A 22,109-nucleotide genomic window follows, 5' to 3' on the forward strand; every position below is an offset into this window, starting at 1 on the left:
CGGGCGGTCAGGTTGTTGGTGAAGGCATATTCGACACCAGCACCCAGCGTCCAGCCGGTCAGCGTGTCGTCGTTGCCAAGGATGCCGAAACCATCCGAGACACCAGCGAACGCGAAGCCACCGGTCGCGTAGATCAAAGCGCGGTCAACCGCGAAACCGGCGCGAGCGCGGATCGAGCCCTGCCAGTCGAGAGCGTTGCCCGCGAAGCCGTAGTTCGTGAACACGCCGCCGCCGGGGCCAATGATGACGACGTCATCGTTGTCGTCGCCGAACACGCCTTCAACATCGCCTTCAACACCGACCACGAACGAGCCGATCTGGTAGTTGTACCCAGCATGGACACCGGCCAGGAAGCCGTCGCCGCTGTCACCAAAGTCGCCGCTCTGCACCACGAACCCGTTCGGGAGAACGATGTCGTTGTCGTTGGCATTCCAGCCATAGCCGACCTGGGCACCGACGTAGAAGCCGGTCCAGGTGAAGACCGGAACGGCAGCGATGTAGGGAGCCGGCGGAGCGGCACGCATCGGCAGGTCAGCAGCGGACGCAGCGGAAATGCCAGCAGTCGCGAAGGCGGTGGCGGCGAGCAAGCCGAGAAGACGGGTTTTCATGAGGAGAATCCTTAAGGCGAGGAGATCTTGAGACAGTTATGGAGAGGCGGGAAAAAAAGACTATGGCAAAGATGCAACACCGCTCCGGTTTAGGCCCTCCTTGATGAGGCCATGACGGTGATTGTGCTTACCAAGACGTTAACACTTCGTGGATTTGACAGGGTGGGGACCGTATGCCCTACTGGTTCTTGTTTTCGGACACTCCGAAGGCGAGGAGAGACTTAGCCCTGCCCCGCAGCGGGCAGGGTTTTTTGCGTCTGGAGCGCGGTCTCGCACCTCGACTGAGGCGGTTTATAAATCCCGATACCCGCGCCGGCGCTTCAGGGCGGCTAGCGCCTCCAGTGCCTTGCCGGCCGAGATTCCATCCTCGTGGATCTCCACCAGCTCCTGCCCGTTCGTTCCGATCCGGCCCGAGTTGCGCACCAGGCGCACGGTCCCGAACAGATCCTGTTCGATCATGAGGGAGTCGAGGTGCCGGATCCCCTGCACCAGATCGATCCGGTGCAGCACCAAATGGTGCTTGATCGGGGACCGGAGCTCGTCAGGCACGAAAGTTCAGCCCTTGGACCAGCCCATCCGGCCGCGGGGGTGTTCCTCCGCAAACGCACGAACCTCGGACGTCGGGATGACCAGACGGGATTGCCCTGTCGGACTTCCATAGTTCTTGCCGCTCTTCATGTAGAATGTTGTCCCGCCGGAAGACGGGGCCTTTTTCAGGTAAACGCGCCCCTGCTTCGGATTGACTACCTCGACCGCGGTCAGGATGAACCGGAGCGAATGGCCTTCGGTCTCGCGGATCGCGGCAGGTTCACCAGGCTCGACATTGCGGTCATATCGCTCAATCTCAGCCTGTGGCTGCGCCCCACTTGGATCAGAAAATTCCTCTTGCATCTGCCCTCCAGAACCTCGCCCTACCTCATCCACCGCGGCTTTGGCGACTTGCCCGAGAGCGAGGATACTGCTCCGGCCTGGTGGACAGATAGTGCCGGTAAATCCCACGACGCGCCGAGCGGCTGCACCCCGGCTTGCTTCCACGCCATTGGTGGGACTGCCATAGGGAGGACCGGGCAACGCTACCGTCATGGACTACTGCCACTGCCCCGACTGAAGGCCGCCTTTGACCAGGTGGACGTTGCCTATGGTCTCATCGCTCTTCGTTATGTGGAAGCGCGGGAAACGCACCTCGGGATCAAAGGCCATGAAGGACATGTCCTTATAGCCGCCGTCCGGGTACACGTCGTCGGTCTTCATCCAGTAGATCGACATTCCACAGTTCTCAATTCGCTCTGCCTTTCTACCACTTACCTCAGCTCGGCCCATCTCAGGATGAGCGGTTCTTGCCTGTGGGGCGATTTCGGTAGATCTGCTGCAACTTATGAGAGCTCTCCTCGCGGGCCTTGTTGGCGAGCTCTTTTTGGACCTCATCCAAGCGCCCGTGTTCTCGACCACATTGGAAGCACCGGACTAAGCCTGCGGCTTCAATCTTGGGCGGCAGGATTGCTTGCCCTGCTCCGCACTTCAGGCACGGGTAGGCAATTGTGACTGGTTGCGTCATAGATCAGTCGCCCCTTCCCACTTTCACGGCTTTAGGATCTGGCTCTGTCGGCCCGGTCAACCGCCTTGGCTCTGACGAATGCCCTGCAACAGCCGCTTCCGAGCCTCATCGATCATTAGATGCCAGTGCCGCTCCACGTCCTGATCGATCTGCTCGAGGCGCCGCTTCCCACGTAACTCGGGATACCAGCTTGAGCGCTCGATGGTCTCGCGCAGGATCGCGCGCGCCACGGCCTCGACCTTATCGTCTCGGATCGGGAATTGTTCGTCAGGCATGGCGCTTCATGAGAGTGCGTGGAGCCTTGCAATGAAAACCATCCCGAGCAGGATTGCCGCCCAAAACAGAAAATCGAGCCAATGGTTTCCGCCGCTCCACATTGACTGGTCCCTCAGAATTCCGTTCTGTCCTACTCTAACTTTCCTCGGTCATGCCGATAGTCCCTCTTCGGGGCTGCTCCTCAGGCGCGATCCACGCACGGCAGCGGTCGCCAGCCGATGATGTGACGATCGAAGTAGATATGGGTGCCGTAGCGCTCTCCGAAGACGCGCCAGTAGCTCTTTCTGGTGATGTCGTCGGTTTCCCAGACTCCGACCGTCACCGGATAGGCCGGCGGTGCCTGCCTGTCCTCGATCCAGAGGATCACAGGGGTTTTGTCACGCGGCGCCAGTCTGACCGGATACCAGTCGTCCATGATGGCTCTTTCCCGGTTCAAGAATTCAACTCCGCACTTCCCATCAAACTCCCCGGCTCTGCCTATAGCCTCTTTTCGGTTCTCCCAAGTGTTGGGGGAATGGATCGGGGCCCTGAGGCTTCCCGGGGGCACCGCCAACTTGGGGCGGGGCTTGGCAAGGCAGGCCGCGACGGGTAGGTGGCAGCATGACGTCCGCCACCAAGTCCCCTTACGCCGGCTACCGCTTTCCTGGCGAGGTCATCAGCCACGCGGTGTGGCTGTATTTCCGATTCCCGCTCAGCCTCCGGATGGTCGAGGAGATGCTCGCCGCCCGAGGGATCGAGGTCAGCCACGAGACCGTGAGGCAGTGGGCGCTGAAGTTCGGACAATGCTTTGCCAACCAGATCCGCCGGCGTCTGCCGGCAGTTGGTGACAAGTGGCACCTTGATGAGGTTGCGATTAGCATCGGCGCCAAGAAGCATTGGTTGTGGCGAGCCGTTGACCAGCACGGAGCCGTGCTCGACATCCTGGTTCAAAGCCGCCGTAACGCACAAGCAGACAAACGCCAGATGCGGAAGCTGCCTAAGAAGCAGGGCGGCGGATCACCGCCGGGTCGGATCAGATCGGATTGTTCTATCCGCGGCGAGGCGGTGGGCTTCGCATCGGTGGTGTCCGGTTCAAGGATGTCGTGTTCCAGCGACCGTCTCAGGTAGAGGGCACCAGGTGCGAGGTCGTTAATTTCCGCCTCGCTAATGCCCTTGCGAAAGCACGCAGGTCGAAGGCCCCTGTATGGGATCCGATCGCCTCGTCTCGTGAGTTCTCCCTTTTGGGAAACGCCGAGGTTCCGGAACTCGATTGGGAAAGCTGCATCATGCTATCAGCTATGGCGTTTGAGAGACTTCTGGAGCCCGCTCAGGCGACTGCTCAAGGTACCGCCGAGACGCTCGCAGATCTTTGGGCCCCCTACGCTGACCGGACCGTAGCTCAGGCGAAGAGAGTGAAAGCTGATTATCGACCGGATTTTGCGAGGGTGCAGCAGACGTGGCCCTGACACCGCAAATGGATGAAGGAATTTTACGAGGCGAGAAGTTCAAGAGCACACCGCGGCCCAAAGTCTGACTTCAGCCGGAACTGGAAAAACTGGCAGCACATGGTGATCGCTGCCTTTGTCTATCCACTCGCGGTCAAACTAAAGCTCGCCAATGCAGATCTTTATCAGCTGAGCGCGCGTGAAAAGGGTGCTTGCGAGGCCCTGGATCGGCTTCTCGATAGTCACTGGGGCAAAGGCTGGGAGAAAGATCCGGAGTGGTCGAAAATTCTTTCGATGGCCGAAGCCGAGCGTGAATGGTTGCGCATTATTGAAGAAGCGTACGACGAAACGATTAGGAAGGGCGAACTAGGTTCGTGAAACGAGTGCTCGCAATTATCATCTCCGTGGTCATCGGGATCTGGCTGGCCATTGCTCTTCTTGTTTTTGTCACCCAGCGCCATCTGGTTTTCCCGCGACACCTCCTGCCGCCGGTCGCGCGCATGGAGCAGCTCTCCCCAGAAGTTCAGGAGGTCACGGTCGAGACCGCCGACGGTGAACGTCTCTATGGACTGTGGAAAGCACCGCAAGCTGGCCGCCCCGTGGTCGTGTCATTTCATGGCAACGCCAGTGCTCCGGGTTGGGCCGCAGACCGGTTCTCGAATGGGCCGTGGGCCGCTCATGGCTGGGGCGTCCTAGCCATCGCATATCGAGGATATCCAGGCTCGACCGGTTCTCCGAGCGAAATTGGGATCCTAGCGGACGGTGAAGCCGCTATATCCTTCGTTCAAAAGGCTGCTCCTGAGTCCGCCATTCTGGTCCACGGCCACTCGCTGGGTACGGGGGTTGCTGTCGCCATGGCTGCGACCCATCCGGTTATCGGGGCATACCTCGAAGCGCCCTATGCATCCCTGCTCAGTCTCGCAAAGCGGCAGTTCCGGTATCTTCCAGGATTTCTGATGCGAGACCCTATGCGCTCGGATTTGCGGATCACTCGCGTGAAGGCACCGGTCATCGCAATCCATGGCAAACAGGATCCGGTAATTCCGGTCTCCTCTGCGAGGGAGTTGATCGGCAAGGTCACGAGCAATTCGCGATTAATCGAGGTCGACGGAGATCACGTCTCCATCCTTGGAGAGGCTGATGGTGAAGTCGAGGATTTCTTCCGGCGAGCCGTCGCGCCCTAAACTAATGAAAATCACTTTCACCTTCCGCAGCTCTGGCGACCTCCTTGACGTGCTTTGAGCGCAGCCGGTCGATCGGAGCCTCGTCATTGGTGTATCGACAGGGCGTGACAAGCCACTCCCACGCCTCCTCTTGCGAGGAAAAGAACCCGACCACTTGATCAAGCCCCTCTACCGGCTCGGCCCCGTCGAATTGTCGGACCGGGTAGATGTACTCTCCAGCGTCATTGCGGAAGGCGACCGCTCTATTGGCGTCGCGCCAGGTATCCAGGGTCGCCAGGGGGACGTGAAGCCTCTCCGCCAACTCGGTCGCGCTCAGGAGCTCGGATGCGGCCCAATCGGTTGAATCGTCATCGACCGTGATCTTACCAAGCAGAGCTTTGCCCTCCTCCAGGCTGACCAATCGCCCAAGTCCGGATCCTCTAATGAAGGTAGCCGGCATGGACGGGCTATCGGATGGCGCCTGCTGGGAGTTGCGCCCGATAACTTCATCCGCCGTGAGCGGTTGGTAAGAGGCCTCAGGGGCAGCGAAGGCTCTTGCCAGTTCCGCTTTCATGGCTGCGCCATCCTCATAGACCTCAGATTCTGCCGCCTCGACAGCCGCCTCGATCAGCGCGACAATATCCTCAGGCAGATCACCGACGATATGGACTCGCCGATCCAAATAGGCCTCCAACTCCGAAATCAGCAGCGCCGGCATGCCGATTGCTCGTGGTCCATCGACGTCGGCTGACGGCGTGTCGCCCACAAATTGGATTTCCGCCGGCTGTAGACCAAGCCGATCGCACACCAGCCTGAAAATGGCTAGATCCGGCTTCGCAAGCCCGACCTCATAAGAGAGGATCACGGCATCTGGAGTGTCTGGCAGGGCAGCTAGGAGCGGCGGCCCATACGGCAACGCCAGATTTGAGCAGACGCCGATCCGAAGGCCTCGCTCCCGAAGAGACTGCCATATTTCGGCAATCCCGGGCCGGAGGCGGATAGAGGCACATTCAGCCTGCAGGTCCGCTTCCAGTTTCGCCAGGTCGCCTTCCCCGAGCTCGTGGCCGACACCTGCGGCCACTTCTCGGAGGCTGAGAGGCTTAGTGAGGACCTCCTCGGCCGTGATGCCCTTCCCCACTCCCCGCAGCAAGGCACGGAACGGCCGCCGCTTGTCGGTGATCTCGACTAGCGTCCCGAAGGCGTCAAAGCAGATTGCTCGGATCACGCGTCGTCTCCTGATTCATCGCAGTTTCGACCGAGGGTAGGTTTTATCCGCCTTTGAGCCGTCCCGATAATCTTCAGTGATTTTGATTGCCTTGCCACCATCAATGATCTCGAATGTGACGAGAGTGCTGCTCGGCTTGTCCCGCCACTGACCGGCTTCATCAGCCCATTCAATCCTGTTTCCGCTCACGCGGCAGCGATAGGACCAGACCTTCTTATCCGTCGGGCGGGTGTAGGTGACCCAGAGGAAATCTGCCTCAGGCCGCAGTTTCATGATCGAGGGATCACGCCCCATGACGGCGGCTATTCCAGCGCGGCAGACCTCGGTCGGTGTAGCGGTAGATGTTTGGGCCACAGCAACTCCGGCCCCCGCGACAAGGCTTAAACTAGCGAGTGTCAGCCGGATCATGTTCGCCCCTTTTCAACTGCCGTCGTTATCCCTTGGATCGCATACCATGAAGGCGCGACGGTATTGTTGCGCAGCGATGTTCGTCCTACGTTCTATTCATAGTCAAGCCCGAGTGGAGGTGTCGATGGCCACGTACGTTGTTGCTACGAGGAGCGAGGCCCAGCCCAGTCATACGACAGCCGAGGAGCATGTCCGAGAAGTACCGGGCGTTTGGATCATGGGCGGCAGCGATCCCAATCGCGTCATCATCGAGGCGACAGACCTTGCGGCAGCGGAGATTGAGCGCCGCTTCGGTAGCGTTCTCTCGATTGAGCCGGAGATCCACTCCCCGGAGCAAGGGTTGAAGGCTCTCTTGGCGTCCGCCCCGTTGCAGGATCTCGAACTCGATCGTCCTCCTGATTTCGGTCGGGACGTCGACTACTCATGAGGCCGGTCGATCCTTCTTTTTGAACAAACAGCTTCCTTTTTGCAGGTTGAGCTTGACCGTGTGCGCAAGTTTCATGTTCCATATATGTTCCTTTTTGGAAATAAGGAGGATCGCCAATGTCCACCTACGTTGTCGCGACTCGACGGGAAGCTCAGGCGAGCCCATCCACAGCAGAGGACTACGTTCGGGAGATGCCAGGCGTCTGGATTAGAGGCGGGACTGATCCTAACCGCATCACTATTGAGGCGTCAGAGCTCGCGGCGGCCGAGATTGAGCGTCGGTTTGGTAGCGTGCTCTTGATTGAGCCGGAGATTGTTGCCGATGCAGTTGGACAGGATGGTCAGTCCGCCTCGTAGTCGTAATCGTCGTCCAGAGGCACATCCGGAGGTAGTTGGCGCCCGTGACGAATGGCGAGGACGTGGATCTCGTTGCCAACGACCTCATAGTCCATCAGATAGTCTCCGACGACGAGCCGGCGCATCCCCCTGATCGGCAGTTCCTCGCTTTCAAAGCCCATCCCGTCGAATGCCGCCAGGTTGCGCTGGGCGTTCCGCATCTGGCGGGACAGGTTCCGCGCCGCGGCCGGGTTCAGCTTCCTTAGGTAGGCGGTCTCTCGAAGTAGGTAGGCCCGGGCGTTCTCGGACAGCCTGACGCGCATCAAGCCGCCTTGCCGTTGGCGATGGTCTCGATCTCGTTCAGGACGTCTTCCATATCGTGAGACTGGCCGCTGGCGATCTGCTTGCGGCCCTCTACGGCCGCGAGAATATCCTTACCCTCGCCAGCGAGATACAGCTTGAGGGCGCGGACCATGACCCATGACCTGGTCCGGTCGGTAGCTTCTGCGATCCCCTCGATTTCGCGCAGAACCTCAAGGGGGAGCCGCAGGGTGATCGGATCCGACAGTTCCGGTTTCGGCATCAGCCCTCTCCTATTTGTAATACACGGTATTACAACCCGGTTGGAAGGTCAATGTTCCTGGAGCAGCTGGTCGAGGAGAGGCGCAACGCCGGCGATATCATCGCTTTTGGTATGTAAGCTGAATCCAATCGGCACGGATCGACATCGCCCTTCCTGGTTCATGAATAGAGGCCGGATTTTACCGCTTCCAGATAGGCCAGGACCTTATCCGCCTTGCCCTGTTGGACGAGGTCATAGGCTGTCTTTCCGTCCCAGCCCGGAATTGGCTGCTGCTCGAACCAGATCACAGCGCGTTGCTCGTCGCCCGCCAGCTCTTCAGCCATTTTGAGGATCCGGAGCGTCGCCTCATCCATAGTCATCCCCAATCGCCTTTCATGCGGCTACTGTACGCCAAGGTATGCCCCTATACGATCCCCAGACCCGATAGGCCGTCGGCCAGTCAATTCCCTTGGCAGCGCTCCTCCCAACTGCAGGAGCATCAAGGGCCTCTAGCGTGGAACAAGCAAGGACTCGACTAGTTGCTTGGACCCGGAAGCTACTATGGTGCTTTGGGCAAAGATGGTCTGATTGATCCTGCGAACGTGTTGGCCGCCGATACCCTCGATCCGGATCTCACCTGGACTGCCATATGGCGCTACAGCCACATCTCGGGCGACCGGCAGCCAAAGCTCGACCTCAGGATTATCAAGAGACGAGCCGTTCCGGACGCCTAACCGTGCCATTGGACTGCTTCCCAAGATGAATGATTGAGTGTCTCGAATTATGACTGCGATGGCCAGACCCTTACGGCGCAGAGCTTGCTCGACCATCGGGGATGGATCACGAATAGCCGCCACAAGCGAATTCTGCTTAAAGCGTTCAACGAATTCCGGGCTCTTAAACTGTTCCCGGATTTCCGCGGGAACAGGCCCAACCGCAGCCTCATATTCGCCTATGATCGCATCGATCCGCTCCGGAGTAACCTCATTGTCACTGACCGCTTTGAAAAAGTCTGGAACGCGCTTCTGTTGATAGATGAAGAAGCGGGTCCAAGTCTCGAACTCTGACGGACCGAGTTGGGGATCTACTCGCTGTCTGGCTGCACAAACTAACTTCTCGATGATCCAGTTCGTGTCGCTTTCGACCGTCGAAAAATACTCTTCGAGAGCAGGGCCCTGTACCGCCCGCAGTTTTTGAGACACCGGATTGAAGCCTACGCGGCGAGGGCCGCGGATGGAAGCTGGTTTTGCCGGACGGCTTTCGGCGTCTGAAAGCCATGCCGGGCAATCAGCCAGGTGGAGTTGTAGCTCTCCTGGAAAGCCAGCAGCGCCTGGCGCAGCTCCTCGATGGTCTCGAAGCGGTGCACCCACAGCAGGTTCTCCTTGAGGGTGCGGATGAACCGTTCTGCACAGCCATTCCCTTCCGGCGCGCGCACGAAAGCGGGCGAGCTCTCAATCCCGAGAAACCGCAACTCGTCCTGGAATGCTCGCGACATGTATTGGCTGCCATGGTCGTGCCGGACCGACAGGCCTGAAGCAATCCCTTTAGCAAAGCCGCCAAAGTGCTCGCGTACGCCCTGGCGCAGCGGCTCGAGAGCCTCAAAGCGGGTGGCCTGGCGACTGGCGTGAAGGCCGACGCACTCGGCACTGTAGTGATCGACCGCCACGAAAACAGCGACTTGCCCTTCGCCGGTCCAGGCAGTGGTCATGTCCGTGCCCCACAAGGTATCGATGGTCTCCGGAATGATCGTGCCGTCATGGTTGCGCGGCCCGCGGGGTGAGCCGGTCCGGGACGGCGCCAGGAGGTCGTGCTCGCGCATCAGCCGCAACACCCGGCGCAGCGAGGTGCGGATGCCCTTCAGGCGCAGGCGCGCCCAGACCTTCCGATGGCCTTCGCCATGGAACGGACTGGCGGCCAGGACGGCGCGGATCTCGGTTGTGAGCTCCGGATCGGGCCGTGGTCCAACCGGGCCGCGGCGCTGCCGGTCCGTTTGCGGTTTGCGATGGCGGTAGACGCTCGCCCGGGCCACGCGCCAGATCCGGCAGACGCGGGCCAGGCCATAGGGCTGGCCGCGGCTCGGCGAGAGGGCCCGGCTCATCGCCTCGACCTCCTCTGGGCTAAAGGGCGGCCGCTCTCCAGAAGGGTGATCTTGGCCTCCAGCAGTTCGCGCTCCAGCAGCATCTCGCCAAGCCGGGCCTTGAGCCGCTCAGTCTCCAGCGCCTCACCAGTGGCCGGCCGGGTGGCGAGACTGGCCTCGCCGGCCGCCAGGAAGGCCTCGCGCCAGTCGCTCAGCGTGGCGGCCGTCACGCCCAGCGAGCGGGAGACCGTGTCCAGATCCTCACCGCGCAGCAGCCGCAGAACCGCCTCGCGCTTGCGCTGGCGCGACATCCGCCCACCGCGGCCCAAACCGGCCGCATCCTTCATCGTCTCTGTCATCGTCATCACCCTTCTGCGGATCCCGTCCGCTTATAGGGTGTCTCAGGAAACTGTGGGGCGGAGGAGCCCCTGGATCCGTCGGCCTCCACAGTTGAGTACAGATGCCCTACGACGAACGTGTCCTTGGGCATGAGAGGAATGACCCCGCGATCTGGCTGCTTCTTGTTATAGACCCACAGGCCGCCGTCCCCGTTGACGAAGCGCTCCTGCCACATCTCGGCGTTATAATGATGTCGTTTCGGTCCCGGCATTCTGCTCAAGATCCTCTTAGACGATGCCCCATGCGCGGTAGCGGCGTCGGCCGGTCAATTCCCTCGGCAGGGCACCTCCCAGTTGCAGTAGCATGAAATCGACTGCCTTGGGCGTCACCTTAAGGAGTTTGGCGCCCAGAGGCACCGTCACAGAGGGCGTGACAGGAGGAGGTTGAGCAGATCTGGTCGCGTGGACTTGCTGCGGCACGCGCGGGTCGCCCGGCCTAGGAGCTCCCGCGCCAGCACACATCATAGCGCCTAGGCGGACTGCGCCGCCTTTAGACTTATCCGGGGCCACTCCCAAGCCGGAGGACGCTGGGCTGCAGGTCCATGTGACTCCGTTCGCATCTGTGACTTGTCGGGGCATAGGCTAAAGCTCGTTGTGGGTGATCAGATCCGGACAACGAGCCAGCGAGAACCGGCGTTCCGGCTGATCATCCGCTTTCCCTCTCCAGCCTGAGCGGTTGTCGCGGATGGCCGTGGCATGAAGCTGACTTGAAAGTCGCAGGAATTTGACCCAGGCTTCTCGTTGCTATGACTTGCCCATCACCTAACCTGTGCCCCCGATGATACGGTCGCCGCTCTCCGGCTTCACGTGCGGAGATGGTAAGAGAAGTCTCGTCTTTGGGGAGCGACCCGACGGATCGATCGCACACATCTCGGAGGTTCCCCGCGGGACGCAGTGCGATTGCAAATGCCCGGAATGCGGGGCGCCTCTCGTCGCGCGCAAAGGCGATGTGAAGGATCACCATTTCGGGCACCACAGCTCGGGCAACGAGCGGCCCTGCAGGACAGGCCCCGAAACAGCGCTCCACAAATTCGCCAAGGAGGTTCTCGCCCGGCGGCTCCACCTATTCCTGCCCACCCTCGACCTCACAGAGGGCGAGGACCGATGGATCGGCTTTGAGGGCAGGATTTTCAATTTCGATTCCGCTCTCCTCGAGAACAGGCTGGGGAGCATCGTCCCAGACGTTATCGTCCGTAAAGGGGACCGAGATCTTCTCGTAGAGTTTGCCGTCACCCATGAATGCGGCCCGGAAAAGATCGCTCAGATTGAGGAAATGAACCTGAGCGCCATTGAAATTGATCTCTCCGGGATCTCCCACGAGATCGATAGCCGTGAAGGGCTCGAACGGGCCATTCTGGACAAGGCGCCCCGCAAATGGCTCCACAATCCAATGCTCCGGGATGGACAAGCCGCCCTTGATGCCCGCCGCCAGCAACGAGCTGAACAATTCGGACGTCGAATTGCTGCGCTACGCGCCACATACATAAAAGCGCGCACTCAGATCAACATAACTGTGTTCGCCTATCCGGCCGTCGCTCGAATTGCGGAGGACAACCTCACGCGGGCCATCGGTATTGCAGTTCCGGGCTATGGATGTTTCACCGTTCCGGCCCAAGATTGGCAGGCCACCATCTTAGCCGACATGGTCGATATCGCCGCCAGCGGCAAACGCACCTTCATTAGCGTTCAGGGGGCATTACGGAAGATCAGGGACCGCGGCTGGATTGATCACCGCTTCAGTCGGCTCACAGAAGCAGAGGCAGAAGCGATCCGGCAGGTTGAGGCCGACTTTGCTCTGCCTCAAGATGCCATTCATTCGTGGATCGTCTCTCTGGCCAAAGCCGGAATTCTCGTTCCGGCCTCCGACGGTAAGCAATGGATCCTCAATCGTTTCATTGGCGCCGAGGTCCAGAATGCTCGTTACCGTCGCGCCCTCCCTGATATCCGGATGCGCCAGATCCGATCGGAAGTTGGGGAAATTCTTGCGGCGCTACCCCAGGAGGAGACAAAAGCCTTCTCCTTCGAACACTGGGCCGGCCAACCCCTTCCTGGGAGAGCATACTCGATCCGCCAGATTGTACGTTTCGACGACAGGCAGTTCGCTCAGTTCGAAGCGGAATTCAGCAAAGTTAGATCGTGCTTCAGATCCAATGCCGTGTTGGGCGCGGATGTCTTCGGGCTTCCCCTCGCGGGCTATATCGCAAGACAAAAGGAAAGGCAGCGACAGCAAAAGGAGGCCGATGAACAGGCACGTCAGGCACTGCTTCGGGAACAAGCCAACCGACGGGTCCAGAACCTTCAGCGGCGCGTGCAGGATGTCCTGGGCCCTGGATGGTCCGACTGGCCGTTCGTCCCGAACGCAGATCTGAATGGTGTGAAGCCTGTTGATGCTGCACAAGAAAGCGAAGAGGGGTTCTGGAAGGCAGCGCGCTTGGCATCTGACCTAAGCCATCGTCTTGAGCAAGAACATCGTGCTCACCAGATCGCCGAGAAGGCACGGCAGGCGTTACGAAAAGAGGCGTCGAAGGTTCACGCTGGCCCACTCCTCGATCTTTACATGAACACCGCCCAACCGGTGCTCGGACGAAAATCTCCGTTCGAATACTGTGTCGACGAAGCCTCCATGAACAGGTGCATCGAACTCACTCTCCCGATTAAGAAGCGACGCTGAACTTCCGCTGTCCATAAAGCGAGCGGGGACGGCAGTTGGATCACTTCCTGCCCATTCGGGGAGCGTGCAAGGTTTGTGCAATAAACCGCGCCAAACAGGACAAACCTGGAACGATGCCTCGCCAATGCTACCGGCTTCTTGGTCGCACTCTGCTCAAAAGCGAGTAATAGTTAGTGAGGGATCAGGGTCCTAGCTACATCACCCATCTCTCATTCCTTGATCGATACCGGCGGCCGACGCACATTCTTCCGGTATCCAAGCGCGGGCAGAGTTGGGAGGCCAGATCAAACGGCATTGACTGCGAAACAGCGCCAAACCGGAGGCCGCCTGACCAGTGTTCGCTCGCACAGGGTGGCAGCCACCTCAGCCGAACGCGACCGGTCGAGCGAGCCCGACAGGAGATCGACTACGGCCGGCGCGCCAAAGGCTATGTCTTTGGTGCGTTTCGTCCGGCCACGGGCGAAGCCTTCACGCATCCCTATCCTGGTCGCGGCGGTGCCCACTGGGTCGACTTCCTGGAGCACGTTGAGACCTCGATCCCGAGTTCGACGGAGCGGATCTACGCGATCATGGATAACCTGAGCTCCCACCGCACCGCCGACGTATTGCTGTTCGTGCTGGCGCATCCACGCTGGGAGATGGTGTTCCAGCCCAAATACGCGGCCTATCTTAACCTGATCGAGCCCTGGTGGAAGATCCTGCGCTCGCTGGCACTGGCGGGCCGGCGGTTTGAGACCTGGGACGAGATCACCGAGGCGATCGACCGCGCCACGGTTTACTGGAATGCGCACCGCCATTCCTTTGTCTGGGGTCAACGCCGCCGACATCGGCCGCGTCGCTCACCCGGGATCGCCCTACTGCCGAGAGCTGCATGACTTACCGGATGAACCACTAAGGTGCGACGCTGAACTTCCGCTGCCCATAAAGTCAGCGGGATGGCAGGTGGATCACTTCCTGCTTATTTCCTTCTTTATCTCGGAAAGGATGGGCTGGGATGATCCGATCCAGGAGATAGCCGTCTACTCAAGCTAGACGATCCCCAGGCCCGATAGCGCCGCCGGCCAGACAATCCCATGGGCAGCGCTCCCCCAGCTGCAGGGGTGGAATGCATCGTGCCGCATCATGATCCGACTGTGAATTTGCTTGACGAACTCCACGTAGTGCGGGCCGAAGAGCTCGTCGCGATTTGGCCAGTGACAGCGCGCGGGAGGTGACGGCGAGACGGTCTGGGGCGCTGCATCGATCACAACGCGGTTTGGATTGCCTGCCTCCGGAACCTCGAGAGCCCGCAGCAGTGCCAGACTAATCATCTCGACAACCCAATAGGAAGGTCCGCTTGTCGGCCCATCCTGGAAGTTCGGTCTCTTCGGGCATGTGCCAATACCAGTCCTTCCGCCTGAAAGTGACCAGGATCGATTTGCGGTTGGACCAGCCATGCTGGCCAGAGAAATTGAGGGGCCGACTAACGCTGGGGGGCACTGTCAACTTAACGCCTTTACTTGCTCTTGCGGGTGTTTAGGCCCGGAGGGGGCCGATTATTTTCAATAGATTAGACCTACCAGGGAACCGCTGAAAGCGCCGGAAAGCGACCTTTACTCAGTTAAGTTGACAGTGCCCGCCCAAGGCGAGGTAGGCGTACGGTGACACCACGTCGAAGTACCAGGCTGCTTCCGTCTCCGTTCCCCGTGCTTGTTCGCGATCACATCGGTGTTCGCATCCGGCTTTCACCTGATGAGTGCGGCGGCCTCCCGGAATCGCGGATGCTCGCAGGTCGTGAGCCACTCGAACGTCACCATCTCGGTCGTGACGATCTCGGCACCATGGCGTTCCATGCGGCGAACGGCGGTTTCCTTGCTCTCCGCACGGCGCGACCCGAGGGCATCGCGCACCACGAACACCTGCCTGCCTTGGCCCAGGAGCCCAAGAACCGTCTGCAAGACGCAGACATGCGCCTCACAACCGGCCACGACGATCGCGCCGTCCTTCGGCAACATGTCGATGAATCCCGGTGAGCGGACGGCGTCGAAGGTCATCTTGTGGGCGACGGGACCCGACGGCGTGAGTTCCTGTACCGTCGGACCCAGCCCGGCCGCGTTCTGCTCCGTGAACAGGACGGGCACCGCAAGCAGTGCCGCCACCTCCGTAAGACGCTTCGCGTTGGCGATGACGGCAGGCCCGTCCTCGATGGCGGGCATGAGCCTGCCCTGGATGTCGATGACGAGAAGGGTGGAACGATCGCGATCGATAGTCTTCATTCCCGTGTCTCCCGTTTCAGCAGATCGATCCGCTCATCGACATAGGCTTCCATGCGATCGGCTGCGGATGCACCGAACATCCGGATGCGGCCCGTGTGGAGCAGGAGCAGGAGCCCCGTGGCATGAGCGAACGTGTCGACCATCAGGAGTTCGGCCTCCGACCGGGGGGAACCCAGCGCCTCGGCCGCGTCGGCGATCGGGCGCAGCGCCGCTTCGAGGCTGTCGTTCAGGGACACGTCGCGTTCACGGCCAAGCCCCTTCGGCTTCATGCCGCCCCGGAACAGGTAGAAGCCGAGGTCGAGGTCGCGCGGGTTCTCGGCATAGAACCGGAAGAACGCCATCGCGGCCGCCCGCAGCCGCGCCTCGGGGGACCGGGCCTTCGCCACCGCCGCGTCGACGGCGTCGCCGAGAGCAGCCAGCGAACCCTGCAACACCTCGGCGTAGATCGCCTCCTTGGAGGCGAAGTGGAAGTAGAGCGCCGCCGGGGTGTAGCCGGCCCGCGTCGCGATGGCGCGCAGGCTGGCTCCCTCCAGACCCTCGGTGGCGAACACTTCCCGCGCGGCCTCCAGGATGAGCGCGCGCTTGTGGTCGCTGACCGCCTGCCGCCGTTCCGTCCGCCGAACCACCATGTCACATCCCTCGATTTCGAAAGCAGTTGACAGAAATTCTAACAGTGTTCAAGTTCTCATCATTCTAACATTGTTCAAATCTTGTAACAGCCCTCGAGGAGGAAGCCATGCTGATGGACGCTGCCGCCTACCGGGAGTCCCTTCGCGCATATAGCCCACGCGTGTTCGTCGACGGCCAGAGGGTCGAGAGCGTCGCCGACGAGCCCCTCCTGGCCCCCGGCATCAACGGCGTTGGTGTGACCTATGACTTCGCTCACTATCCCGAGCACCAGGACATCATGACGGCGCGCCAGGGCACGTCGGGTAAGACCGTCAACCGAATGCTCCACATCAACGAGAATTCGACCGACCTGCTCTACAAGCTCGAGGCGGTCCGCCTCGTGTGCAAGGTCTCGGGCTGTGCCCAGCGCTACCTTACCCATGATGCCCTGAACGGCATTTTCCAGGCGACGAAGCGCACCGATGACAACCATGGCACCGACTATTCGCAGCGTTTCCTGAACTACCTGCACGACGTGCAGGACCGCGACCTGACGCTCGGCGTCGCCATGACCGATGCCAAGGGCGACCGCTCGAAGCGGCCGGGCCAGCAGGCGAACCCGGACGTCTACGTCCACATCAAAGAGCGCCGTCCCGACGGCATCGTCATCCGGGGCACCAAGGCCATCGTCACGGGTGCGCCCTACATGCACGAATTCCTCGTCATGCCCTGCCGCACGCACACGAAGGAGGACGCTGACTTCGCCCTGTGCTGTGCCGTTCCCGTCGATGCACCTGGCGTGACCATCGTCGCGCGTCGGGCCGGGCGGCCCGGCGAGGCCGCGGCGAAGTTCTCGAACAAGTACGGCCAGTCGACGGGCGTCGTGATCTTCGACGACGTGTTCGTGCCGCACGACCGCGTGTTCCTGGCAGGCGAATATGAGGAGGGCGGGTTCCTGACCACCTCGTATGCGACCCATCACCGCCACTCCTGCATTGGGGCACGTGCGGGCTTCGGTGATCTTCTCATCGGTGCGGGAGCCTTGATGATCGAGGCGAACGGGCTCGACGCGGACCGCCACGGTCACATCCGGGAGCAGATGGTCGACCTGATCACCATCACCGAGAGCTTCTACGCCTGCGGCGTCGCGTCCTCGGTCTACTGCACGAAGGACCCGGCCGGCTCCGTGATGCCGGACGCCGTCTTCTCCAACATCGGCAAGCTGCTGCTGGCGACCAAGATCTACGACATGCACAAGGTGGCCCATTACGTGTCGGGCGGCCTGATCGTCGCCCTGCCAGAACCGGACGAGGACCACAACCCCGAGACCGCCGCCTCGCTGAGCGCCGTGCTCGGCGGACGGCCCGACATCCCGATGGAGCAGCGCATGGAGGTGGCCCGCTTCATCGAGGACCTCACGGTCTCGAATCAGGGCGGGTGGTATTCCGTGATCTCCCTGCACGGCGGCGGCTCGCCGGAGGCGATGAAGCGGGAGATCTGGCGCAACTACCCGGTCATGGAGAAGGTCGAACTCGTCGAGAGCCTGCTCGACCGGGGCATCCTCGACCAGGGCCAGCGGGTGTCCAAGCAGCCCGGGCGCTGCTGCGCCACCGGATGCGAGGTGCCGGCCCTGCCGCAGCCCCAGGCGGTCGAGCCGGCTCCGATCGCACCTGCCGCCGAGTGAGCATGGGGTGGGCCGGATCAGCCCGGCCCGCCACGCCTGCCGTCACGAACAGGAAGAGAAGCCAGGGAGGACGGAGCCCTGACTGGTTCCTATGCGCAGACTTATGCCCGCTGGGTGGGGGATCCGTCCGGATTGCACCATCGCCGAGGACGCTCACCATCGGCGGCCGGATCGTTTCGTTCGACTGAACTCGCAGGCTCCGGTGATACAGGTCGCAAGGCTGGAATCATCGGCTCTTCAACGGCGGCATCGCACCCTGCACGGGCTTCCCGCGTCCTGGCTACCGGTCGAAGACTTACGTCGAACGCGCCAAATGCGTTTATCCGGCCATAGCGGGCCAGGCGGAACCGTCAAATCCCCATAAGCTAAAATCTGCGGACTTCATCCCGCGGGTTCGTTCCCTGGAGGCTTTCGGACGCCGGCTCCGGTGCACGTGGTTGCGTCTGCGATGGGCCGGCATCCGAAACCCTACACAAGCGCCGAAATTGCCCAAATTCTAGTCGCGGACGCCAGTTCGGATCGGTGGTCTCGGCAGTCCGGAACTGGTAGCTTCTAGTCCGTATCAATCTATTTTGTTTGGAAGAGCACCTTACCACGCAACCGGGCGGGCAGACTTATGAGCGAAATAGGGGCTTACGGCCGGAATGTTGCGCAGTACGCCGGGCTCAAAGTCTCGCCCCCTACGGTGTTGCGGAAAATTAAGAAGCATCAATTTGCGGCGACCCGTATTTGCTCGGACCGCTCAATTCACGGTCGTACTACGCCGATACCGAACGAGAGTGCGTATATCTTATCCGTCCAGCTGCGCGACTTTCAGCACCGAAAGCTCTGGCTCGACAATCGACTTTGTCCACACTCTTCGCTGGAGAGAGTCACTATCAACCTTTACGATCTTGAGCATACTGTTGAAGCTGAAATCGGAAGCGCGTTTGATCCCGTTCAATACTACCTTCCGCGCGTAGCTCTGTTGGACTTTGCGAGAAACAACGGCCTCGGTCCGGTCCGCAATCTGAAACTCGAAATCGGCAAAGGAATTCCCGACCCCGTCGTCTATTCCCTGTCCCTAGCTTTGCTCCCAAGTCTTCAATGTCCCGGCGAAGCAGACAGGATGTTCGTCGATCACATCGCTGTTGCCCTCTACGCGCACCTCATCCGCTTCTACGGCGAAGGCGGACGCATAAAGGCATTTCGGTCGGGAGGGCTCACAGCACGCCAAGAGCGCATCGTGACTGATATGATCGATTGTAGTCTAGATGGCGACGTAACGCTGTCAGAACTTGCCAATGCCTGTCTGCTTTCGACTCGTCAGCTGACGCGCGCCTTCCAGTCATCCTTTGGAATGTCTCCGTATCGGTGGCTGCTTAATCAGAGGATTGAGCGAGCCAAGCATCTCCTTTTGACAACCGCGATGCCTCTTGCAGAAATCGCTATCGCCTGCGGCTTCGCAAATCAGAGCCACTTCACGACGACATTCACGCGCTTTGTCGGGGCTGGGCCCAGACAATGGCGCCGATCCCTGCGTTCCTAGCTATTACTGTCTCTCGCTGAACGAGATGGGGTAGGCGGCATTGCGAAGCACCAGCATCGGATCAGCAGGCTCAATTCCAGGATGCGGCTGACCTGGCAACGGCATCGTCAGGTTAACGGAAGGGTGACGGAATGCTGGCATAGGCGAGGGCATGAGGCCGACCCGCCATTCTCGTTATGCTCGTCACCGCTTTCCGGCTGAGGTGATCAGCCATGCCGTGTGGCTGTACTTCCGGTTCCCACTCAGCCTGCGCATGGTTGAGGAGATGCTCGCAGCAAGAGGCATTGAGGTCACCCACGAGACGGTACGCCAATGGGCTCTGAAGTTTGGCCAGGCCTTTGCCAATCAGTTCCGTCGCCGTCTTCCTGCGCCGGGTGACAAATGGCACTTAGACGAGGTCGTGATCAGCATCGCGGGCCGGAAGCATTGGCTCTGGCGCGCCGTCGATCAGCATGGGGTCGTGCTCGACATCTTGGTTCAGAGCCGTCGCAATGCGAAAGCGGCCAAGCGCTTGCTACGCAAATTGCTCAAGAAGCAGGGCATGACCCCTCGCGTGATGATCACGGACAAGCTGGCCAGCTATGCCGCTGCAAAGCGAGAAGTCATGCCCGGTGTTGAGCATCGGCAGCATAAAGGCTTGAACAATCGCGCATCTCTATTCGGCCGATGGGAGTCAAGCGCAATCAGATGGTCCAGTTCCAGGGCGTGAGCTGTCCTGCGGGCTCTTGCTTCTCTTCGGATTCGGCACAATGGCCCTTCCATCATGGGGTCGGAAGAATGAAGCGGAACTATCTGAGAAGCGTCCTTCTGCACCCAGAGGTGCGAGGAGCATGCGCGATTTCGAACTCACTTCATTCGTCGTCCCGCAGGGGACAGCCTCCCGCTCTGGTGCGGAAGCTCGTGCTTCTCCTTATCTGACTGCTCGCGATCGGCCGGATCTGCTCAGGCCACCTGAACCTCCCTGGTCCACCGGAAGTCCGAGCCGTCGCACCACATGCGATGCATGATCACGGCCAAACGTCTCGCTAGGGCGACAACGGCCTTTCCGCTGCCGCGCCGCTGGACCACCTTCATGGCCCAGGCCTTCAGCCACGACCACCGGGTGGACTGCCGCAGCATCGTCTGAGCCGCCTCGAACAGCAACGTTCGCATCATGCCATCTCCGCAGAGCGAGATCCGGCCAACCCGATCACTTTCGCCGGACTGGCTGCGGACGGGCGTCAGCCCCAGGACGGGACCGACAGCTTTCGAGTTCCGGAACCGGGCTGGAATGTCGATGGTCGCTACGAAAGCCAGCGACACAACCGGCCCCACCCCAGGGATGGTCATCAGGCGCCGGCACACCTCATCCCCACGAGCGAGGTCCAGAAGCTTGCGGTGCAGAGCGGCGAAGTGCTCGCGCAGCTTGCGCCGGGCATCCAGCAGCCGCTCGACAATCTCGGCCAGGTCCGCCAGGCCTGCAACGAGCTCGCGAATGCGCTGCTCGAACTTGACCGCTCTCACCATGCCAACCTTGAGACCGAAGTTCAGCAATAGGCCGCGGATGTCATTCTCAATTGCGATGGCCTTCTCCTGCAGGAGCTTGCGGGCGGTCAGCAGCACCCGCCGCTTCTGACTGGTGAGCGACTTCACGTGCACCGGACGAAAGAGATTGACCCGCATCATCTGGGCGATGCCGCGGGCATCGTTCCGGTCGCTCTTGTTGATCTGCGCTTTCACGAAGGCTTTGGCGTGACGCGTCTCGATGCACACGACCGGCAGGCCGGCCTCGGCCAGCCCGTCGAAGAGCCACTGCGAGAGCTGGCACGCCTCCAGCCCGATCCGCTCTAGGTGCCAGGCTGGATCCTGTAGGATCCGCAAAAGATCCTCCGGATGAGTGGCGACCTTGACCTCACGGCAGATCTTCCCCGTCTCGTCCAGGATGCACACGGAGGTTTCTTTGACCGCGATGTCCAAACCCGCATAGTGCTTCATGTTGCGCTTCTCCCACTGAGGCTCGAGGCCGCGACCTCGTTGTACCATCAGCCTGGAGCGCTGCACCTCGTAGTGACGTGGCAGGCGCGGCGGCAGGCCGAATACCTCATCTGAGAATTCTCATCAGCCGACCCGACGACGCGAGCGCATTATGAAACGGTTTAAGTCAGCCGGACAGGCCCAGCGCTTTCTCTCAACTCATGATCAGGTCGCAAATCTCTTTCGACGTCCCGCCGATACCAACGCCGCTGATCATCGCCGTGCCCGTGCCTGGGCCTTCGCGACTTGGGTCGAGGTAACTGGCTATGATGTGAGCTTCTGACCGGCTGATCCTATGGGGCTCTGCGACCTCAGACCGTTAACCTGATGTCGTGGATGGCGCCCTCCACCAGCGTCAGACGTGCCAGAATGGGCATGTCCAAAACCGGAGAGGATCCACGTCCATGCCAGAGATTGCCACGGTCGGCCTTGATATCGCGAAGAACGTCTTCCAGGTGCATGGCATCGACAAGAGCGGAAAGATCGTCCTGCGCAAATCACTGCGTCGCAGCCAGGTACCAGGTTTCTTCAAAACTCTTTCCCCTTGCCTGATCGGGCTGGAGGCTTGCGCGACCGCTCACCACTGGGCCCGCACGCTCATGGCCTTCGGGCATGAGGTCCGCCTGATCCCGCCCGCCTACGTCAAACCCTATTTGCGCCGGCAGAAGAACGATGCCGCCGACGCGGCTGCGATCTGTGAGGCCGTCACGCGGCCGTCGATGCGGTTCGTCCCGGTCAAGAGCCCGCAGCAGCAAAGCACCCTCATGCTGCACGGGGCCCGCGATCTCCTGATCGGGCAGCGAACCGCCCTGATCAATGCTCTGCGCGGTCACTTCGCCGAGTTGGGCATCGTGGTGGCGCAAGGCGCTCGCAACACGCGCCAGCTGATCG

Annotated in this window: 24 protein-coding genes and 5 pseudogenes; 11 read left to right on the top strand and 18 right to left on the bottom strand. The window is 60.8% G+C overall.

Going from position 1 to position 22,109, the window contains the following annotated elements:
- The 6 genes from NF876_RS36935 to NF876_RS36960 form a co-directional block, all read right to left on the bottom strand.
- On the bottom strand, positions 1-608 hold a 608-nt coding region (locus NF876_RS36935; protein WP_262272957.1), incomplete at its 3' end, for an outer membrane protein.
- 291 nt (positions 609-899) lie between these two features.
- A complete protein-coding gene (locus NF876_RS36940) occupies positions 900-1,157 on the bottom strand; it encodes a WGR domain-containing protein (protein ID WP_210805365.1) in 258 nt (85 codons plus the stop codon).
- A gap of 6 nt (positions 1,158-1,163) precedes the next feature.
- Positions 1,164-1,499 carry a hypothetical protein gene (locus tag NF876_RS36945; protein ID WP_210805367.1) on the bottom strand — a complete coding sequence of 112 codons (336 nt, stop codon included), beginning with the start codon at positions 1,497-1,499 and terminating at the stop codon, positions 1,164-1,166.
- A gap of 195 nt (positions 1,500-1,694) precedes the next feature.
- On the bottom strand, positions 1,695-1,874 hold the full coding sequence (locus NF876_RS36950) for a hypothetical protein (RefSeq protein ID WP_210805369.1): 180 nt from the start codon (positions 1,872-1,874) through the stop codon (positions 1,695-1,697).
- A gap of 345 nt (positions 1,875-2,219) precedes the next feature.
- Positions 2,220-2,438, bottom strand: a complete 219-nt coding sequence (locus NF876_RS36955) for a hypothetical protein (RefSeq protein ID WP_210805371.1) — start codon at positions 2,436-2,438, stop codon at positions 2,220-2,222.
- A 182-nt stretch (positions 2,439-2,620) separates the two neighbouring features.
- Complete coding sequence (locus NF876_RS36960; protein ID WP_210805373.1) at positions 2,621-2,854, bottom strand: hypothetical protein; 234 nt, start codon at positions 2,852-2,854, stop codon at positions 2,621-2,623.
- A 185-nt stretch (positions 2,855-3,039) separates the two neighbouring features.
- On the opposite strand from NF876_RS36960, the pseudogene NF876_RS36965 reads away from it, so the two are divergent.
- The 3 genes and pseudogenes from NF876_RS36965 to NF876_RS36975 all read left to right on the top strand — a co-directional run.
- Positions 3,040-3,444: pseudogene (locus NF876_RS36965) on the top strand (IS6 family transposase); the annotation flags it as partial.
- Between the two features lie 539 nt (positions 3,445-3,983).
- On the top strand, positions 3,984-4,241 hold the full coding sequence (locus NF876_RS36970; RefSeq protein ID WP_262266230.1) for a hypothetical protein: 258 nt from the start codon (positions 3,984-3,986) through the stop codon (positions 4,239-4,241).
- A gap of 26 nt (positions 4,242-4,267) precedes the next feature.
- Entirely contained in the window at positions 4,268-5,047 is a 780-nt protein-coding gene (locus NF876_RS36975) for an alpha/beta hydrolase (RefSeq protein ID WP_262272958.1), read from the top strand.
- Between the two features lies 1 nt (position 5,048).
- On the opposite strand, the gene NF876_RS36980 is transcribed toward NF876_RS36975, so the two are convergent.
- Positions 5,049-6,251 carry an HAD family hydrolase gene (locus tag NF876_RS36980; RefSeq protein ID WP_210805377.1) on the bottom strand — a complete coding sequence of 401 codons (1,203 nt, stop codon included), beginning with the start codon at positions 6,249-6,251 and terminating at the stop codon, positions 5,049-5,051.
- 15 nt (positions 6,252-6,266) lie between these two features.
- Positions 6,267-6,659 carry a hypothetical protein gene (locus NF876_RS36985; protein ID WP_210805379.1) on the bottom strand — a complete coding sequence of 131 codons (393 nt, stop codon included), beginning with the start codon at positions 6,657-6,659 and terminating at the stop codon, positions 6,267-6,269.
- Between the two features lie 124 nt (positions 6,660-6,783).
- Between NF876_RS36985 and NF876_RS36990 the strand changes: the two genes are divergently transcribed.
- Positions 6,784-7,086: a hypothetical protein gene (locus tag NF876_RS36990; RefSeq protein WP_210805380.1), complete on the top strand. Its 303-nt coding sequence runs from the start codon at positions 6,784-6,786 to the stop codon at positions 7,084-7,086.
- A 340-nt stretch (positions 7,087-7,426) separates the two neighbouring features.
- On the opposite strand, the gene NF876_RS36995 is transcribed toward NF876_RS36990, so the two are convergent.
- The 7 genes and pseudogenes from NF876_RS36995 to NF876_RS43710 form a co-directional block, all read right to left on the bottom strand.
- Positions 7,427-7,744 (bottom strand): type II toxin-antitoxin system RelE/ParE family toxin, encoded by a 318-nt coding sequence (locus NF876_RS36995; RefSeq protein WP_210805382.1) that lies wholly within the window; start codon positions 7,742-7,744, stop codon positions 7,427-7,429.
- Positions 7,744-8,004 carry a CopG family ribbon-helix-helix protein gene (locus NF876_RS37000; RefSeq protein WP_210805384.1) on the bottom strand — a complete coding sequence of 87 codons (261 nt, stop codon included), beginning with the start codon at positions 8,002-8,004 and terminating at the stop codon, positions 7,744-7,746. The genes NF876_RS36995 and NF876_RS37000 overlap by 1 nt, the downstream gene beginning before the upstream one ends.
- A gap of 158 nt (positions 8,005-8,162) precedes the next feature.
- A pseudogene (locus NF876_RS37005) lies at positions 8,163-8,342 on the bottom strand (antitoxin Xre/MbcA/ParS toxin-binding domain-containing protein); the annotation flags it as partial.
- Between the two features lie 150 nt (positions 8,343-8,492).
- Positions 8,493-9,185 carry a hypothetical protein gene (locus NF876_RS37010; RefSeq protein ID WP_262272959.1) on the bottom strand — a complete coding sequence of 231 codons (693 nt, stop codon included), beginning with the start codon at positions 9,183-9,185 and terminating at the stop codon, positions 8,493-8,495.
- Between the two features lie 11 nt (positions 9,186-9,196).
- A pseudogene (locus tag NF876_RS37015) lies at positions 9,197-10,425 on the bottom strand (IS3 family transposase).
- Positions 10,425-10,670, bottom strand: coding sequence for a hypothetical protein (locus NF876_RS37020; RefSeq protein WP_262266503.1), 246 nt, complete (start codon positions 10,668-10,670; stop codon positions 10,425-10,427). The pseudogene NF876_RS37015 and the gene NF876_RS37020 overlap by 1 nt, the downstream one beginning before the upstream one ends.
- A gap of 16 nt (positions 10,671-10,686) precedes the next feature.
- Entirely contained in the window at positions 10,687-11,037 is a 351-nt protein-coding gene (locus tag NF876_RS43710) for a helix-turn-helix domain-containing protein (RefSeq protein ID WP_373696776.1), read from the bottom strand.
- 370 nt (positions 11,038-11,407) lie between these two features.
- Between NF876_RS43710 and NF876_RS37025 the strand changes: the two genes are divergently transcribed.
- Positions 11,408-13,129, top strand: coding sequence for a hypothetical protein (locus NF876_RS37025; RefSeq protein WP_210805606.1), 1,722 nt, complete (start codon positions 11,408-11,410; stop codon positions 13,127-13,129).
- Positions 13,130-13,302: 173 nt separating this feature from the next.
- Positions 13,303-14,004 (top strand): transposase, encoded by a 702-nt coding sequence (locus NF876_RS37030; protein WP_262266502.1) that lies wholly within the window; start codon positions 13,303-13,305, stop codon positions 14,002-14,004.
- Between the two features lie 849 nt (positions 14,005-14,853).
- On the opposite strand, the gene NF876_RS37035 is transcribed toward NF876_RS37030, so the two are convergent.
- Together NF876_RS37035 and NF876_RS37040 are read right to left on the bottom strand one after the other, a co-directional pair.
- Positions 14,854-15,384 (bottom strand): isochorismatase family protein, encoded by a 531-nt coding sequence (locus NF876_RS37035; RefSeq protein WP_210805605.1) that lies wholly within the window; start codon positions 15,382-15,384, stop codon positions 14,854-14,856.
- Entirely contained in the window at positions 15,381-16,013 is a 633-nt protein-coding gene (locus NF876_RS37040) for a TetR/AcrR family transcriptional regulator (protein WP_210805603.1), read from the bottom strand. The genes NF876_RS37035 and NF876_RS37040 overlap by 4 nt, the downstream gene beginning before the upstream one ends.
- Positions 16,014-16,120: 107 nt before the next feature.
- On the opposite strand from NF876_RS37040, the gene NF876_RS37045 reads away from it, so the two are divergent.
- From NF876_RS37045 to NF876_RS37055, 3 genes and pseudogenes are all read left to right on the top strand, one after another.
- A complete protein-coding gene (locus tag NF876_RS37045) occupies positions 16,121-17,677 on the top strand; it encodes a 4-hydroxyphenylacetate 3-hydroxylase family protein (RefSeq protein WP_210805601.1) in 1,557 nt (518 codons plus the stop codon).
- 616 nt (positions 17,678-18,293) lie between these two features.
- Complete coding sequence (locus NF876_RS37050) at positions 18,294-19,205, top strand: AraC family transcriptional regulator (RefSeq protein ID WP_210805599.1); 912 nt, start codon at positions 18,294-18,296, stop codon at positions 19,203-19,205.
- 151 nt (positions 19,206-19,356) lie between these two features.
- Positions 19,357-19,857: pseudogene (locus tag NF876_RS37055) on the top strand (IS6 family transposase); the annotation flags it as partial.
- Positions 19,858-20,147: 290 nt separating this feature from the next.
- Here the strand turns inward: NF876_RS37055 and NF876_RS37060 are convergent.
- Complete coding sequence (locus NF876_RS37060; protein ID WP_210805597.1) at positions 20,148-21,179, bottom strand: IS110 family RNA-guided transposase; 1,032 nt, start codon at positions 21,177-21,179, stop codon at positions 20,148-20,150.
- Between the two features lie 100 nt (positions 21,180-21,279).
- On the opposite strand from NF876_RS37060, the pseudogene NF876_RS37065 reads away from it, so the two are divergent.
- Together NF876_RS37065 and NF876_RS37070 are read left to right on the top strand one after the other, a co-directional pair.
- Positions 21,280-21,501, top strand: a pseudogene (locus NF876_RS37065) (IS6 family transposase); the annotation flags it as partial.
- A gap of 121 nt (positions 21,502-21,622) precedes the next feature.
- Positions 21,623-22,109, top strand: a 487-nt coding sequence (locus tag NF876_RS37070) for an IS110 family RNA-guided transposase (protein WP_262272960.1), incomplete at its 3' end; no start/stop codon positions are given.

It is taken from the genome of Microvirga yunnanensis, assembly GCF_025460875.1.